Below are 15,010 nucleotides of genomic sequence, written 5' to 3' on the forward strand. Positions count from 1 at the left end.
TGCAAGGTTCCCCCATGAACTCTTCGACACACCGCAGCGCGCCGCCCAACGGCGCGCGCTGGCTGACCCAGGCGCTGGAAGCCGAAGGCGTCCGCACGCTGTTCGGCTATCCCGGCGGCACCATCATGCCGTTCTACGACGCGCTGGTGGATTCGTCGCTGAAGCACATCCTGGTGCGCCATGAGCAGGGCGCCGCACTGGCCGCCAACGGCTTCGCCCGCGCCAGCGGCCAGGTCGGCGTCTGCGTGGCCACCTCCGGCCCGGGCGCCTCGAACCTGGTCACCGGCATCGCCGATGCGATGCTGGATTCGGTGCCGATGGTCTGCATCACCGGCCAGGTCGCCACGCCGCTGCTGGGCACCGACGCCTTCCAGGAGCTGGATGTGTTCGGCCTGACCCTGCCGATCGTCAAGCACAGCTGGCTGGTGCGCAGTGTCGATGACCTGCCGCGCGTGGTCGCCGATGCGTTCCGTATCGCCCGCGAGGGCCGGCCCGGCCCGGTGCTGATCGACCTGCCCAAGGACGTGCAGCTGGCCGATGCCAGCCATCTGCCGGCGCACGTGCCGAGCAGCGTCGAGCCGCCGCCGGCCCCGGCCGAGGTCGCCATCGCCGAAGCCATTGCCGCGCTGGCCGCGGCCGAGAAGCCGGTGGTCTACGCCGGCGGCGGCATCGCGCTCGGCGATGCGGTGCAGGACCTGCGTGACTTCGTCGAGGCGAGCGCCATCCCCACCGTGATGACGCTGCGCGGGCTGGGCGCCCTGCCGGCCAGCCATCCGCAATCGTTGGGCATGCTGGGCATGCACGGCACCCGCGCGGCCAACATGGCGGTGCAGGAAAGCGACCTGCTGCTGGTGCTGGGCGCGCGTTTCGACGACCGCGCCACCGGCAAGCTGGCCGAGTTCGCGCCGTTCGCCCGCGTCGTCCACATCGACGCCGACGCCTACGAGATCTCCAAGCTGCGCAGTGCCGACGTCGCCGTGCCCGGCAATGTTGGCCATGCCATCCGCGCCCTGCGTGCGGCCTTCCCCTCCCCCAAGGCCCACCAGGACGCATGGCGCAAGCGCTGTGCGCAGCATCGTGATCGATTCGCCGCGCGCTACGACGCACCGGGCCAGCACATCTACGCCCCGGCCCTGCTGAAGCGCCTGAGCGAGCTGGCACCGGCCGATGCGGTGATCGCCTGCGACGTCGGCCAGCACCAGATGTGGGTGGCGCAGCACTGCCGCTTCAACCACCCGCGCAACCACCTGACCAGTGGCGCGCTGGGCACCATGGGCTTCGGCCTGCCGGCGGCGATGGGCGCCCAGTTCGCCTGCCCCGATCGCACGGTGGTACTGGTGTCCGGCGACGGCAGCTTCATGATGAACGTGCAGGAGCTGGCCACCATCGCGCGTTGCCGGCTGCCGGTGAAGATCGTGCTGCTGGACAACAGTTCGCTGGGCATGGTGCGGCAGTGGCAGGAGCTGTTCTTCGCCGAGCGCTACAGCGAGATCGACCTGTCCGACAACCCGGACTTCGTGGCGCTGGCGCAGGTGTTCGGCATCGCCGCGACCCGCATCGACGCACGCGATGACGTGGAAGGTGGCCTGGCTGCCTTGCTGGCCGAGCCGGGCCCGGCACTGCTGCATGTGGCCATCGATGCACGCGCCAACGTGTGGCCGCTGGTGCCGCCCAACACCGCCAACAGCACGATGCTGGAAAGCAATCCCGCCCACGCCCGCCAGGAGACCCCCAATGCACTACCGGCTTGACCTGGTGCTGCACCCGGCCGAAGGCGCGCTGCTGCGCGTGATCGGCATGGCCGAACGCCGTGGCTTCGCGCCGCGTGCGATCAGCGGCGCGCCGGTAGCTGCCGACGATGGCCGCTGGCACCTGCAGCTGGTGGTGGATGGCCAGCGCCCGGCGGAAACGCTGTGCCGGCAGATCGAGAAGATCTACGACTGCGTGTCCGTGCAGGTCACCGCCGTGGAAGGAGCATCCGTATGAATACCCGTACCGTAGCGACCACGGTGCCGGTACGGAGGCGTCTTCTTCGCCGCCCGTGCCCGCATGCGGCGGTCGCCCGCACCCCGCTGGTGGCCCATGCCGGCCGCTGATGCCAGCCAGGAAAGCGATGTCGGCGACGTAAGCGTCGCCGACGTACTGGCCGCGCAGGCCCGCCTGCGCCGCTTCCTGCCACCCACGCCGCTGCACCACGCAGAGCGCTTCGGTACCTGGCTGAAGCTGGAAAACCTGCAGCGCACCGGTTCCTACAAGGTACGCGGCGCATTGAACGCGCTGCTGGCCGGCCGCGAGCGCGGCGACACCCGGCCGGTGATCTGCGCCTCGGCCGGCAACCACGCCCAGGGCGTGGCGTGGGCCGCCTACCGCCTGGACGTGCCCGCCATCACCGTGATGCCGCACGGCGCTCCGGCAACCAAGATCGCCGGCGTCGCCCACTGGGGCGCCACCGTGCGCCAGCATGGCAACAGCTACGACGAGGCCTATGCCTTCGCGGTGGAACTGGCGCAGCGCCACGGCTACCGCTTCCTGTCCGCGTTCGACGATGCCGACGTGATCGCCGGCCAGGGCACGGTCGGCATCGAACTGGCCGCACACGCACCGGATGTGGTGATCGTGCCGATCGGCGGTGGCGGCCTGGCCTCCGGCGTCGCGCTGGCACTGAAATCGCAGGGCGTTCGCGTGGTGGGTGCGCAGGTGGAAGGCGTCGATTCGATGGCGCGCGCGATCCGTGGCGACGTCCGCGAGATCGCCCCGGCCGCTTCGCTGGCCGATGGCGTACGGGTGAAGGTCCCCGGCTTCCTGACCCGCCGGCTGTGCACCTCGCTGCTGGACGACGTGGTGATCGTGCGCGAGGCCGAGCTGCGCGAAACCCTGGTCCGGCTGGCACTGGAGGAACACATCATCGCCGAGGGCGCCGGTGCGCTGGCGCTGGCCGCCGGCCGCCGCGTCGCCGGCCGTCGCAAGTGCGCGGTGGTCTCCGGCGGCAACATCGATGCCGGCGTCCTGGCCGGCCTGCTCACCGACATCCGTCCGCGCCCACCGCGCAAGCCACGGCGACGGCGCAGCGAAACGCCGCGCTCGCCCGGCAAGGCCAGCGCCCCCGCATCCCCTGCCTCTTCCCCTTCCCACCTGCAAGCCGTCGCACCCGCTGTCGAGGAGATTTCCCTGTGACCACCATTGAACGAATTACCACCCCGCGCATCCGCATCTTCGACACCACCCTGCGTGACGGCGAGCAGTCCCCCGGCTGCAGCATGAGCCCGCCGCAGAAGCTGGTGATGGCGCGTGCGCTGGACGAACTGGGCGTGGACATCATCGAGACCGGCTTCCCGGCCAGCTCGCAGTCCGACCGTGAGGCGATGGCCCTGATCGGCCGCGAACTGCGCCGCCCGAGCCTGAGCCTGGCGGTGCTGTCGCGCTGCCTGCAGGCCGACATCGAAACCTCGGCACGCGCACTGGAAGCGGCTGCCAACCCGCGCCTGCACGTGTTCCTGTCGACCAGCCCGCTGCACCGCGAGCACAAGCTGCGGATGACCCGCGAGCAGGTACTGGAGTCGGTACGCAAGCACGTATCACTGGCACGCTCGTACATCGACGATGTCGAATTCTCGGCCGAGGATGCCACCCGCACCGAGCTGGACTACCTGATTGAAGTTTCGCGCGTGGCCATCGCTGCCGGCGCGACCACCATCAACCTGCCCGACACCGTCGGCTTCACCACGCCGGAAGAGATCCGCGCGATGTTCCAGCAGGTCATCGCCGGCGTCGCCGACGTTCCCAATGCCGCCAACGTGATCTTCAGCGCGCATTGCCACAACGACCTGGGCCTGGCCGTTGCCAACTCGCTGGCCGCCATCGAAGGCGGTGCGCGCCAGGTCGAATGCACCGTCAATGGCATCGGCGAGCGCGCCGGCAACTGCTCGCTGGAAGAGATCGCGATGGTGCTGAAGGTGCGCCAGGCGTTCTACGAGCAGGACAGCGCGATCAACACCCCGCGCATCGTCGGCACTTCTCAGCTGCTGCAGCGCCTGGTCGGCATGCCGGTGCAGCGCAACAAGGCCATCGTCGGTGCCAACGCCTTCGCCCACGAATCGGGCATCCATCAGCACGGCATGCTGCGCCATCGCGGCACCTACGAAATCATGCGCCCGGAAGATGTGGGCTGGGAAGACTCGCAGATGGTGCTGGGCCGCCACAGTGGCCGCGCCGCCGTCGAAGCGCGCCTGCGTGCGCTGGGCTTCTGGCTGGACGAAGACGAACTGAAGCTGGTGTTCGAGCAGTTCAAGGGCCTGTGCGAGCAGCAGCGCGTGGTCACCGATGCCGACCTGCAGACGCTGATGCAGGGCGGCTCCAACGCGCAGGGCTATCGCCTGGCGTCGATGACCATCAGTGACGTCGGCAGCCGCGCCAACGCGCTGGTCGAACTGTCCGACCCGGACGGCAACCGCGTGGCCGAGACCGCGCAGGGCGACGGCCCGGTCGATGCGCTGTTCGGCGCGCTGTCGGCGGCCACCGGCGTGCAGCTGATGCTGGACAGCTACCACGTGCACAGCGTCGGCATCGGCGCCGATGCGCGCGGCGAAGCCAACCTGAGCGTGCGCCACGAGGGCGTGGAGTACGACGGCACCGGCACCAGCAAGGACATCATCGAAGCCTCCGCGCTGGCCTGGCTGGATGTTGCCAACCGCCTGCTGCGCCAGCGCCAGGCCGCCGCCCACAGCAGCACCGACATTCCCACCCCCGCCACCGCCTGAGGAACCCGCCATGAGCGCCTTCGACACCACTGCGCTGCCTGCAGGGCAGCACTGGAACGCCCAGGACTATGCGATCGACGCCGGCTTCGTGCCGCTGCTCGGCGGCGCGGTGGCGCGCCTGCTCGACCCGCGCGCCGGTGAACGCATCCTCGACCTGGGCTGTGGCGATGGCGTGCTCAGCACCGAACTGGCCCTCAGCGGCGCACGCATCCACGGCGTGGACGCGTCGCCGGAACTGGTGATTGCGGCCCGTGCGCGCGGTGTCGATGCGCAGGTGATGGACGGCCATGCGCTGTCGTTCGACAGCGAGTTCGATGCAGTGTTCAGCAATGCCGCCCTGCATTGGATGGGCACGCCTGACCGCGTACTGGAAGGCGTGCACCGTGCCCTGCGCCCGGGGGGCCGCTTTGTTGCCGAGTTCGGTGGCCATGGCAATGTGGCCACGATCATCGCCGCGGTACAGGCCGCGCGCGTGGCGCATGGCCACGGTGCCAGCGCCTTCCAGTGGTATTTCCCCAGTGCCGACGCCTACGCCGACCGCCTGCGCCAGCATGGCTTCCAGGTGCAGCTGATCGAGTGCACGCCGCGCCCAACCCCGCTGCCGACCGGTGTGGCCGGATGGCTGCGGGTATTCGCTGCGCCGTTGCTGGACGATCTGCCCGCCGAGGTCCGCGCCACCGTGCGCGAGGCCGCCACCGCGTTGCTGGCCGATCTGCCGCGCAACGTCGCCGGGCAGCCGTTGGCCGACTACGTGCGGCTGCGGGTACTCGCCCGTCGCCGCTGACATGATCCGTTCGTTATCTTTCCCGATGTCCGCAACTTCGTACTTCTGCCAGGCACACGCATGACTTCCGCACCCCGCACCCTGTACGACAAACTGTGGGACGCCCACGTGGTGGTTCCCGAATCCGACAGCGCGCCCGCCGTGCTGTACATCGACCTGCACCTGATCCATGAGGTCACGTCCCCGCAGGCGTTCACCGAGCTGCGCGAGCGCGGCCTGTCGCCGCGCCGGCCGGACCGCACCAAGGCGACGATGGACCATTCCACGCCGACCCTGCCGGCCGCCGCCGACGGCACCCTGCCCTACGCCAGTGCCGCCTCCGAGGCGCAGGTCGCCACGCTGGCGCGCAACTGCGCCGAGCACGGCATCGAGCTGTTCGACATGGCCTCGGACAACCGCGGCATCGTCCACGTGATCGCACCGGAACAGGGCTTCACCCAGCCCGGCATGACCATCGTCTGCGGTGACAGCCACACCTCCACCCATGGTGCGTTCGGTTCGCTGGCGTTCGGCATCGGCACCAGCGAAGTCGGTCACGTGCTGGCCACGCAATGCCTGCTGCAGCGCAAGGCCAAGACCTTTGCGATCACCGTGGATGGCTCGCTGGCACCCGGCGTCGGCGCCAAGGACGTGGTCCTGCACATCATCGGCGTGATCGGCGTCAACGGCGGTACCGGCCACGTGATCGAGTTCCGTGGCAGCACCATCACGGCGATGGACATGGAACAGCGCATGACCCTGTGCAACATGTCGATCGAGGCCGGCGCGCGTGCCGGCATGGTCGCCCCGGACCAGGTCACCTTCGACTTCGTCGCCAACACCCCGCGCGGCCCCAAGGACGCCGACTTCGACGCCGCCGTGGCGCGCTGGCAGCAGCTGCGCAGCGATGACGGCGCACGCTTCGACAGCGAAGTGCACATCGACGCCGCCGATATCCGCCCGACCCTGACCTGGGGCACCCATCCGGGTACTGCCATCGCGGTGGATGCGCCGATTCCGGCCGCCAACGATGCCGCCGCGCAGAAGGGCCTGGACTACATGCACTTCCAGGCCGGCAAGGCGCTGGCCGGCACGCCGGTGGATGTGGTGTTCGTTGGTTCGTGCACCAATGGTCGCCTGAGTGACATGCGCGAAGTGGCGCAGGTGCTGCGCGGACGCCGCGTCGCCGACGGCGTGCGCATGCTGGTGGTGCCGGGCTCGGAGATCGTCAAGCGCGAGGCCGAGGCCGAAGGCATCCATGAGATCGTGCGCGCGGCCGGTGCCGAATGGCGCGAGCCGGGCTGCTCGATGTGCATCGCCATGAACGGTGACCTGGTCGCCCCGGGCCAGCTGGCGGTGAGCACCAGCAACCGCAACTTCGAGGGCCGCCAGGGCCCCGGTTCACGAACTCTGCTGGCGTCGCCGATGAGCGCGGCATGGGCGGCGGTGAAGGGCCAGGTGGCCGATACCCGCGAACTGTTCGCACAGGAGGTGGCGTGATGGCCGGTTTCCGTACCCTGAGCTCGGCCAGCGTGGTGCTGCGCCAGACCAACATCGACACCGACCAGATCATTCCGGCGCGGTTCCTGTCCACCACCGAACGTGCCGGCCTGGGCCGCAATGCGTTCAATGACTGGCGCTGGCAGGCCGATGGTTCGCCGGTGGCCGACTTCGCGTTCAACCAGCCGCACAACGCCGGCCGCAGCATCCTGCTGGCGGGCCGCAACTTCGGCTGCGGTTCCTCGCGCGAGCACGCACCGTGGGCGCTGACCGACCTCGGCCTGCGCGCCATCGTCAGCAGCGAGATCGCCGACATCTTCCGCGGCAACTCGCTGAAGAACGGCCTGCTGCCGATCGTGCTGGACGAGGCCGACGTGCAGGCGCTGATGCAGCGCCCGGACGATGAACTGACCATCGACGTGGCCGCGCGCGAACTGCGCACCCTGGATGGCCGCGTCTATTCCTTCCCGCTGGATGGCTTCTCGCAGACCTGCCTGCTGGAAGGTGTCGACCAGTTGGGGTATCTGTTGGGCCGTGTCCCTGAAATCGAACGTTACGAGAGTGAGCATGCACGCTGAAATTGTTGTCCTGCCCGGTGATGGCATCGGCCCGGAAGTGGCCGCCGCGGCAGTTGCCGTCCTGAAGGCCATCGCCGAACGCTTCAACCACACCTTTGCTTTCAGCGAACACGACATCGGTGGCATCGCCATCGATCGCCATGGCGAACCCTTGCCGGCCGCCACCCTGGCCGCCTGCCAGGCCGCCAACGCGGTGCTGCTGGGTGCGGTCGGTGGCCCGAAGTGGTCCGACCCGAACGCCAAGGTGCGCCCGGAACAGGGCCTGCTGGCAATCCGCAAGGCGCTGGGCCTGTATGCCAACCTGCGCCCGGTGCGCACCCACGAGGCGGCGCTGCACGCCTCGCCGATCAAGGCCGAGCTGCTGCAGGGCGTGGACTTCGTGGTGGTACGCGAACTGACCGGCGGCATCTACTTCGGCGACAAGACCCGCGACGCCGACAGCGCCAGCGACCTGTGCCGCTACACCGTGGCCGAGATCGAGCGCGTGCTGCGCAGTGCCTTTCGCCTGGCGCAACAGCGCCGTGGCAAGGTCACCTCGGTGGACAAGGCCAACGTGCTGGAAACCTCGCGCCTGTGGCGTGACGTGGCCGCACGCATCGGCCGCGAGGAATTCCCGGACGTGGCACTGGAACACCAGCTGGTTGATTCGATGGCCATGCACCTGTTGGCCAAGCCGCGCGAGTACGACGTGATCGTCACCGAGAACATGTTCGGCGACATCCTCACCGATGAGGCCTCGATGCTGGCCGGCTCGCTGGGCCTGCTGCCGTCGGCGTCGCTGGGCGAACCGGGCGCAGTCGGCATCTACGAGCCGATCCATGGCTCGGCCCCGGACATCGCCGGCAAGGGCATCGCCAACCCGTACGCGACGATCTTCAGCGCAGCGATGCTGCTGCGCCATTCGCTGGGGCTGGACGCCGAAGCCGCGGCGGTGGAAGCCGCGGTGCATGCCGTGCTGGACGAGGGCGTGTTCACCGCCGACCTGGCCGCCAAGGGCCAGGCGGTGAGCACCGCCGCCGCGACGGATGCGGTGCTGGCGAAGCTGGGCTGATGCATGACGGTGCCGGGCACTGCCCGGCACCGGCGCGCACGCGTCGGGCTACCGTCCGCTGTGGATCGCCTTGGACGTCGCACACCCCATCAAGGTGCGCCCATCGTCGGTGCGCACCACGAAGCGCTCGCGCGGCCGTTCCTGCAGAGGTGCTGCCGGCAAGGTCCAGATGATTTCCCCGGCCGCCGTAGCACCTGGAATCGCAGCCTTAAGTGCATCGTCGACGGGCACCACGCCCAGGTCCGCTGCAACATGGCCTGACGCGTAACTGGGCTCGATCATCACCGACGACACGGCCAGGCCATGCACGGTGATCGGCGCATCGAGCGTTATCCGCTCACAACGGGAGCCGCCTTCGCGGGCCATGCATGCAGGTGCATCCAGCGCGCGTACCTGCGCCGGCCACCCAAGCGGGCTGTGCGCGCTGACACGCGTCCAGAATTCGCCAAAGCGCTGCCAGGCCGCCACGTCCGCGCGGCACTCCAGAACCGCTACCAGGTCCTCGCGCAGGCGGTCGGCCGCCTGCTGGTCGTCCAGTTTCTGATATCGCTCCCGGTAATCACACGACAGGCGGTTGCCTGCGCCCTCGCTTCGTATCACCCGCCAGGCCTGTGCCGCCGCAGCAACGTCCGACGCTGGTCGCCACCAGGCCCGGAACGGCTCGTGCAGCGTGCTGATCCGCATCTGCATGCCGTCCTCGGCCACGATGCGCTCACGCTGCACCGCATCGAGGGACATGCCCAAACCGAGGTCATCGGCCAGCAGCTCGCGGGTGGTGATGCCGTTGGCGGTGATGGGCGCAGGCAGTTCGATGCGCGTGGCCGCGCTCTCGATCCCGGGGTGATCGGCTGCGATGAAGCGCCAGCCACGCAGGTGTGCCGGCCGTTCCGTTGCAGAGCCATAGCGGACGGCCCGTAGCTGGCTGCCCAGTGCCTGCCGCACCGCAGGTGTCGCGCGGCATTCCAGCACTGCGATCAGGTTCTGCTGGAACTGCTGGGCATCGGTTCCTGCGGGCGTTGCATCGGCAACGCTGCTGGAGGCAATCAACATCAACGTGAAAGCATGGAACGTGCGAGGGAACATGCTGGCACTCCGGGCCCAGGACAGCCGGCTATTGTGCCCGTGGACGGCCTGCAGGATGAAGCGTCGAGCATGGCACGACGCTTCAGGTCCGCCGCAATCGCGCGTGATTCGCCTCTACTTGGTGGTGTAACCGCCATTGACCAGGATAGTCTGGCCAGTCATCCACCAGCCATCGGTGACCAGGAAGCGGATCCACGGCACGATGTCGGCGATGTCGGTCAGGCCGGTACGGGTGAATGCCGACAGCGCCGCCGCGGTCTTGTGGTACGCCTGCGCATCGGCACTCTCGGCCGGATAGAAGAACGGCGTATCCATCGGACCCGGGCCAATGGCCGTCACCGAGATGCCGCGCTCGCCGAATTCCTTCGACGCTGCGCGGGTGAAGTGTTCCACCGGCGCCTTGGTACCGGCATAGCTGGAATAGAACGGGGTGAACGCACCCAGCAGCGAGGTCACCAGGGTGCAGATGCGACCACCATCATTGACGTGGCGACCGGCCTCCTTGAGGAAGAAGAACGCGGCCTTGGCATTGACCGCGCTCATCTCGTCGTACTCCGCTTCGCTGATCTCCAGCAGCGGCTTTTTCAGCACCTTGCCGACCGTGTTGATCGCAATGTCGGGACGGCCCACCGCAGCCACCGCATCGGCGAACAAGCGCTCCATCGCCGCGGCCGAGGTCAGGTCTCCCTGCAGGGCGACGGCCGTGCTGCCAGCGGCCTGCACGGCGGCAACGGTGGCTTCGGCATCGGCCTGGGTGGCGGCGCTGTTGTAATGGATGACGATGGCCCTGGCCCCTTGCGCGGCAAAGTCGCGGGCCAGCAGGCCACCCAGGTTCTTGGCACCACCGGCAATCAGCACGGTCTTGCCCTTGAGGGAATGGTCGGTCATGGCGTTGGTCTCGGGAGGGGGCTGCCCGGGGTGGCAACCCTGCCCTGACGACGATATCGTGCAGAAAACGCGGATAAAGCCCGCCACATTGACTTAACTTTCCAGAGCCAGCGAACAATGGATCGGATCGATCGCTTCCGCATCTTCACCCGCGTGGTGGAGTGCGCCAGCTTCACCCGCGCCGCCGACCAGCTCGGCCTGCCCCGTTCGACGGTGTCAGCGGCCATCGCGGAACTTGAACAGCGGCTCGGCACCCGCCTGCTGCAGCGTTCGACCCGCAGGGTCTCCACCACCCATGATGGCGACGTGTTCCATGCCCGTTGCCTGCGCCTGATCGCCGAGGTCGAGGACGCCGAGTCACTGTTCCGCCAGGACGACGCACAGCCGGTGGGACTGCTGAAGATCGACGTGCCCAGCCGCATCGGCCGCCGCATCCTTGCCCCGGCCCTGCCCGACTTCTTCGCACGCTACCCGCAGGTGGAGCTGGACCTGGGCATGACCGACCGTGCGGTGAACCTGATCGAAGATGGCTGCGATGCCGTACTGCGCGTCGGCCAGCTGAGCGACTCCAGCCTGGTGGCCCGCACCCTGGGCCAGCTCGATTTCGTCAACGTTGCCGCACCGGCCTATCTGCGCGAGCACGGCGTACCGCAGCATCCTGCCGATCTGCAGCAGCACCGCGCGGTGAACTACGCTTCGCCGACCACGGCGCGGGTGGAAGCGTGGGAGTGGCAGGACGGCAGCCAGCTGCACACGCTACCGATGCCAGGCTGGGTACGGGTGAACAGCGCCGAGGCGTCGATTGCCTGCTGCGTGGCTGGGCTCGGGCTGCTGCAGATTCCGCGCTACGACGTGCAGGCCGAACTGCAATCAGGCGCATTGGTGGAAGTGCTGCCGCAGCACGTCGCGCAGCCGCTGCCGGTAACTCTGCTGCAGCCACATCGGCAGCATCGCGCACACCGCGTGCAGGTGTTCATCGAGTGGTTGTTGCCATTGCTGCGCAACGGACTGCAGCTGCAGTAGATTCACGCCATGCGTGGATGCTTCTGTAGAGTCGAGCCATGCTCGACTCATCCCATCATCGCGCGAAGAGCAGCCGAGCATGGCTCGGCTCTACAGAAAGCAGATCCCGCGAGCAGATCCATCCACGCCATGCGTGGATGCATGCATCAGTGCCAACCAAGGTTGGCACCTGCCAGAGGCCGAGGCAGGGCAACCCGGGGCATCATGCCCCGGATTCGTCCGGCTTGACCCGGAACCACGCCGCATACAACGCCGGCAGGAACACCAGGGTCAGCACCGTTCCCACGATCAGGCCGCCCATGATCGAGATCGCCATCGAGCCATAGAACGCACTGCGCGACAGCGGAATCATCGCCAGCACGGCAGCCAGCGCGGTCAGCACGATCGGGCGGAAGCGGCGCACCGTGGCATCGATGATCGAATGCCAGCGGTCATGCCCGGCGTCGATGTCCTGCTGGATCTGGTCGATCAGGATCACCGAGTTGCGCATGATCATGCCGGCCAGTGCGATCGTGCCCAGCAGTGCCACGAAGCCGAACGGCGCGCGGAACAGCAGCAGGAACAGGGTCGCACCGATGATGCCCAGCGGCGCGGTCACCAGCACCATCGCTGCGCGCGAGAAGCTGCGCAGCTGCAGCATCAGCAGCGTCGCCACCACCACCAGGAACAGCGGCATGCCGGCCTTGATCGAGTTCTGGCCGCGGGCCGAATCCTCGACCGTGCCGCCGGTTTCCAGCAGGTAGCCGCTGGGCAGTTCGGCGCGGATGCCGTCCAGCGTCGGCAGGATCTGGTGCACCACGTCCAGCGGCTGCATGCCATCGCTGATGTCGGCGCGCACGGTCACCGTCGGCAGTCGGTTGCGATGCCAGATGATGCCGTCCTCGAAGCCGTACTCCATCGTCGCCACCTGCGACAGCGTGATGCTGCCGCCGTTGGCGGTGGGCATCGACAGGCTCGACAGCAGTTCCAGCTGGTTGCGCTCATCGGCCGGACCACGCAGCAGCATCTCGATCTGGCGGTTGCCTTCGCGGTACACGCTCACCGATTGCCCGGCCAGTGAACTGGACAGGAACTGGCTGACCTGGGCACTGCTCACGCCCAGCGCGCGGGCACGCTCTTGGTCGATCACCAGCCGCACCACCTTGCTCGGCTCGCTCCAGTCCAGGTTGACGTTCATCACATGCGGGTTCTCACGCACCTTGGCCTCGACCTGGCGCGCGATCGCCTGCACCCTCTCGATGTGCTCGCCGGAAATGCGCATCTGCACCGGGTAGCCGACCGGCGGGCCGTTCTCCAGGCGGGTCACGCGCATCTGCACATCCGGGAACTTCGGGATCACCTCGTGCAGCAGCCAGTCGCGGGTGCTTTCGCGCGACTTGATGTCCTTGGCCAGCACCACGAACTGGGCGAAGTTGGTCGCCGGCAGCTGCTGGTCCAGCGGCAGGTAGAAGCGCGGCGAACCGGTGCCGACATAGGACACGTAGTTGGCGATGCCGTCGCGGCTGGACAGCAGCTTTTCCAGCTTCTCGGCCTGGGCCTGGGTCGAGCGCAGCGACGCGCCCTCGGCCAGCTCGATGTCCACCATCAGCTCCGGCCGGGTCGAATCCGGGAAGAACTGCTGCGGCACGAAGCGGAACATCATCAGCGAGAACACGAACAGGGCGATGGTCGCGGCGATCACCCACCAGCGACGACGCAGGCAGGCGTCGAGGAAGCGACGGAAGCTGCGGTAGAACGGGCGCTGGTACGGGTCATGGTCGTGCCCGTGCTGCGGTGGCGCGATCAGGTTGGCCAGCGCCGGGTAGCGGTCGGCCCACTGCTGGCGCCTGGCATGCCAGCGCGCGGACAGGCTGCCCGGCTTGGGCGGCTGCGGATTGAACAGGTCCGGCAGCATCTTGTCGCCCAGGTACGGGATGAACAGCACCGCTGCGATCCACGACACCACCAGCGCGATGGTCACCACCTGGAACAGCGAGCGGGTGTACTCACCGGTGCTCGATGCCGCCGTGGCGATCGGCAGGAAGCCGGCCGCGGTGATCAGGGTACCGGTCAGCATCGGGAACGCGGTTGACTCCCAGGCGAAGCTGGCCGCGCGCAGGCGGTCGTAGCCCTGTTCCATCTTGGTGGCCATCATCTCCACCGCGATGATCGCATCGTCCACCAGCAGGCCCAGTGCCAGCACCAGCGCGCCCAGCGAGATCTTGTGCAGGCCGATGTCGAAGTAGTGCATGACGAAGAAGGTCATCGCCAGCACCAGCGGAATGGTCACGCCCACCACCAGGCCGGTACGCAGGCCCAGCGAGAAGAAGCTGACCAGCAGCACGATCACCACCGCCTCGGTCAGCACCTGCACGAACTCGCCGACCGACTCCTCCACCGATTGCGGCTGGTCGGACACCTTGCGCAGCTGCATGCCCGCCGGCAGGGTTTTCTGCAGGCGCTCGAACTCGGCATCGAGGTTGGCACCGAGCTTGAGGATGTCACCGCCGTCCTTCATTGCCACCGCCAGGCCGATCGCCTCTTCGCCCATGAAGCGCATCTTCGGCGAGGCCGGATCAGCGAAGCCGCGCTTCACCTCGGCGATGTCACCCAGGTGCACGGTGCGGTCGCCGGCGCGGATCGGGAACTGGCGGATCGCCTCGATATCGTTGAACTGTCCGGTCACGCGCAGCTGCACGCGGTCGGTGGCGGTCTCGAAGAAGCTGGTGCCGGTGACCGCGTTCTGGTCGGCCAGCGCCTGCTGCACCTGCTGCATCGACACGCCCAGCGTGGCCAGGCGGGTGTTGGACAACTCGATCCACACCTTCTCGTCCTGCAGGCCGACCAGGTCGATCTTGCCGACGTCCGGCACGCGCTGCAGTTCCAGCTGGATGCGGTCGGCGTAGTCACGCATCACCGCGTAGTCGAATCCCTTGCCGGTCAGCGCGTAGATGTTGCCGTAGGTGTCGCCGAACTCATCGTTGAAGAACGGGCCGACGATCTCGCGCGGCAGCGTCGCCCGGATGTCGCCCACGCGCTTGCGCACCTGGTACCACAGGTCCGGAATCTGCCTGGAACGCAGGCTGTCGCGGGCCATGAAGATCACCTGCGATTCGCCCGGGCGCGAGTACGAGCGGATGAACTCGTACTCGCCGGTGTTCATCAGCGCCTTCTCGATCGGCTCGGTCACCTGCCGCGAGACCTGCTCGGCGGTGGCGCCCGGCCATAGCGTGCGCACCACCATCGCCTTGAAGGTGAACGGTGGATCTTCGGACTGGCCCAGGTGCTTGTACGACCACGCGCCGATCAGCGCGAAGGCGAGCATCGCAAACAGCACCAGTGGACGGTTGGCCAGCGCCCACTCGGAAAGATTGAAGCGGCGCACCGG

12 protein-coding genes are annotated in these 15,010 nt (G+C 68.0%); 9 read left to right on the forward strand and 3 right to left on the reverse strand.

The window, feature by feature from the left end; all coding sequences use genetic code 11:
* The first annotated feature begins 14 nt into the window (after positions 1-14).
* The 8 genes from ilvG to leuB all read left to right on the forward strand — a co-directional run bounded on the left by ilvG (position 15) and on the right by leuB (position 8,649).
* On the forward strand, positions 15-1,751 hold the full coding sequence (gene ilvG, locus K5L94_RS18350) for an acetolactate synthase 2 catalytic subunit (RefSeq protein ID WP_053512087.1): 1,737 nt from the start codon (positions 15-17) through the stop codon (positions 1,749-1,751).
* The gene (locus K5L94_RS18355) at positions 1,735-1,986 is read left to right on the forward strand and encodes an ACT domain-containing protein (protein ID WP_005419108.1); all 252 of its coding nucleotides are present in this window, start codon (positions 1,735-1,737) and stop codon (positions 1,984-1,986) included. Before ilvG ends, K5L94_RS18355 begins: the two co-directional genes overlap by 17 nt.
* A gap of 96 nt (positions 1,987-2,082) precedes the next feature.
* The gene (locus K5L94_RS18360) at positions 2,083-3,174 is read left to right on the forward strand and encodes a threonine dehydratase (RefSeq protein ID WP_053450729.1); all 1,092 of its coding nucleotides are present in this window, start codon (positions 2,083-2,085) and stop codon (positions 3,172-3,174) included.
* Positions 3,171-4,757 carry a 2-isopropylmalate synthase gene (locus K5L94_RS18365; RefSeq protein WP_053450730.1) on the forward strand — a complete coding sequence of 529 codons (1,587 nt, stop codon included), beginning with the start codon at positions 3,171-3,173 and terminating at the stop codon, positions 4,755-4,757. The genes K5L94_RS18360 and K5L94_RS18365 overlap by 4 nt, the downstream gene beginning before the upstream one ends.
* Before the next feature lie 10 nt (positions 4,758-4,767).
* Positions 4,768-5,541, forward strand: a complete 774-nt coding sequence (locus K5L94_RS18370; protein WP_274511129.1) for a class I SAM-dependent methyltransferase — start codon at positions 4,768-4,770, stop codon at positions 5,539-5,541.
* A gap of 60 nt (positions 5,542-5,601) precedes the next feature.
* Positions 5,602-7,020, forward strand: coding sequence for a 3-isopropylmalate dehydratase large subunit (leuC, locus tag K5L94_RS18375; protein WP_274511130.1), 1,419 nt, complete (start codon positions 5,602-5,604; stop codon positions 7,018-7,020).
* Entirely contained in the window at positions 7,020-7,598 is a 579-nt protein-coding gene (gene leuD / locus K5L94_RS18380) for a 3-isopropylmalate dehydratase small subunit (RefSeq protein WP_274511131.1), read from the forward strand. The genes leuC and leuD overlap by 1 nt, the downstream gene beginning before the upstream one ends.
* Positions 7,588-8,649, forward strand: coding sequence for a 3-isopropylmalate dehydrogenase (leuB, locus tag K5L94_RS18385; RefSeq protein WP_274511132.1), 1,062 nt, complete (start codon positions 7,588-7,590; stop codon positions 8,647-8,649). The genes leuD and leuB overlap by 11 nt, the downstream gene beginning before the upstream one ends.
* A 48-nt stretch (positions 8,650-8,697) precedes the next feature.
* On the opposite strand, the gene K5L94_RS18390 is transcribed toward leuB, so the two are convergent.
* Positions 8,698-9,732: a hypothetical protein gene (locus tag K5L94_RS18390; protein WP_053450735.1), complete on the reverse strand. Its 1,035-nt coding sequence runs from the start codon at positions 9,730-9,732 to the stop codon at positions 8,698-8,700.
* Between the two features lie 114 nt (positions 9,733-9,846).
* On the reverse strand, positions 9,847-10,620 hold the full coding sequence (locus K5L94_RS18395) for an SDR family oxidoreductase (RefSeq protein ID WP_053450736.1): 774 nt from the start codon (positions 10,618-10,620) through the stop codon (positions 9,847-9,849).
* A gap of 117 nt (positions 10,621-10,737) precedes the next feature.
* On the opposite strand from K5L94_RS18395, the gene K5L94_RS18400 reads away from it, so the two are divergent.
* The gene (locus K5L94_RS18400; protein ID WP_274511133.1) at positions 10,738-11,643 is read left to right on the forward strand and encodes a LysR family transcriptional regulator; all 906 of its coding nucleotides are present in this window, start codon (positions 10,738-10,740) and stop codon (positions 11,641-11,643) included.
* A gap of 202 nt (positions 11,644-11,845) precedes the next feature.
* Here the strand turns inward: K5L94_RS18400 and K5L94_RS18405 are convergent, their stop codons facing one another.
* The gene (locus K5L94_RS18405; RefSeq protein WP_164087838.1) at positions 11,846-15,007 is read right to left on the reverse strand and encodes an efflux RND transporter permease subunit; all 3,162 of its coding nucleotides are present in this window, start codon (positions 15,005-15,007) and stop codon (positions 11,846-11,848) included.
* Positions 15,008-15,010: the final 3 nt, after the last annotated feature.

It is taken from the genome of Stenotrophomonas forensis, from assembly GCF_028752115.1.
Taxonomy (GTDB): Bacteria; Pseudomonadota; Gammaproteobacteria; order Xanthomonadales; family Xanthomonadaceae; genus Stenotrophomonas; species Stenotrophomonas forensis.

Bases quoted from the DNA above. Each gene is read 5' to 3' on its own strand.
- ilvG (WP_053512087.1), top strand. From the start codon at position 15: ATGAACTCTTCGACACACCGCAGCGCGCCGCCCAACGGCGCGCGCTGG.
- K5L94_RS18355 (WP_005419108.1), top strand. From the start codon at position 1,735: ATGCACTACCGGCTTGACCTGGTGCTGCACCCGGCCGAAGGCGCGCTG.
- K5L94_RS18360 (WP_053450729.1), top strand. From the start codon at position 2,083: ATGCCGGCCGCTGATGCCAGCCAGGAAAGCGATGTCGGCGACGTAAGC.
- K5L94_RS18370 (WP_274511129.1), top strand. From the start codon at position 4,768: ATGAGCGCCTTCGACACCACTGCGCTGCCTGCAGGGCAGCACTGGAAC.
- leuC (WP_274511130.1), top strand. From the start codon at position 5,602: ATGACTTCCGCACCCCGCACCCTGTACGACAAACTGTGGGACGCCCAC.
- leuD (WP_274511131.1), top strand. From the start codon at position 7,020: ATGGCCGGTTTCCGTACCCTGAGCTCGGCCAGCGTGGTGCTGCGCCAG.
- leuB (WP_274511132.1), top strand. From the start codon at position 7,588: ATGCACGCTGAAATTGTTGTCCTGCCCGGTGATGGCATCGGCCCGGAA.
- K5L94_RS18390 (WP_053450735.1), bottom strand. From the start codon at position 9,732: ATGTTCCCTCGCACGTTCCATGCTTTCACGTTGATGTTGATTGCCTCC.
- K5L94_RS18395 (WP_053450736.1), bottom strand. From the start codon at position 10,620: ATGACCGACCATTCCCTCAAGGGCAAGACCGTGCTGATTGCCGGTGGT.
- K5L94_RS18400 (WP_274511133.1), top strand. From the start codon at position 10,738: ATGGATCGGATCGATCGCTTCCGCATCTTCACCCGCGTGGTGGAGTGC.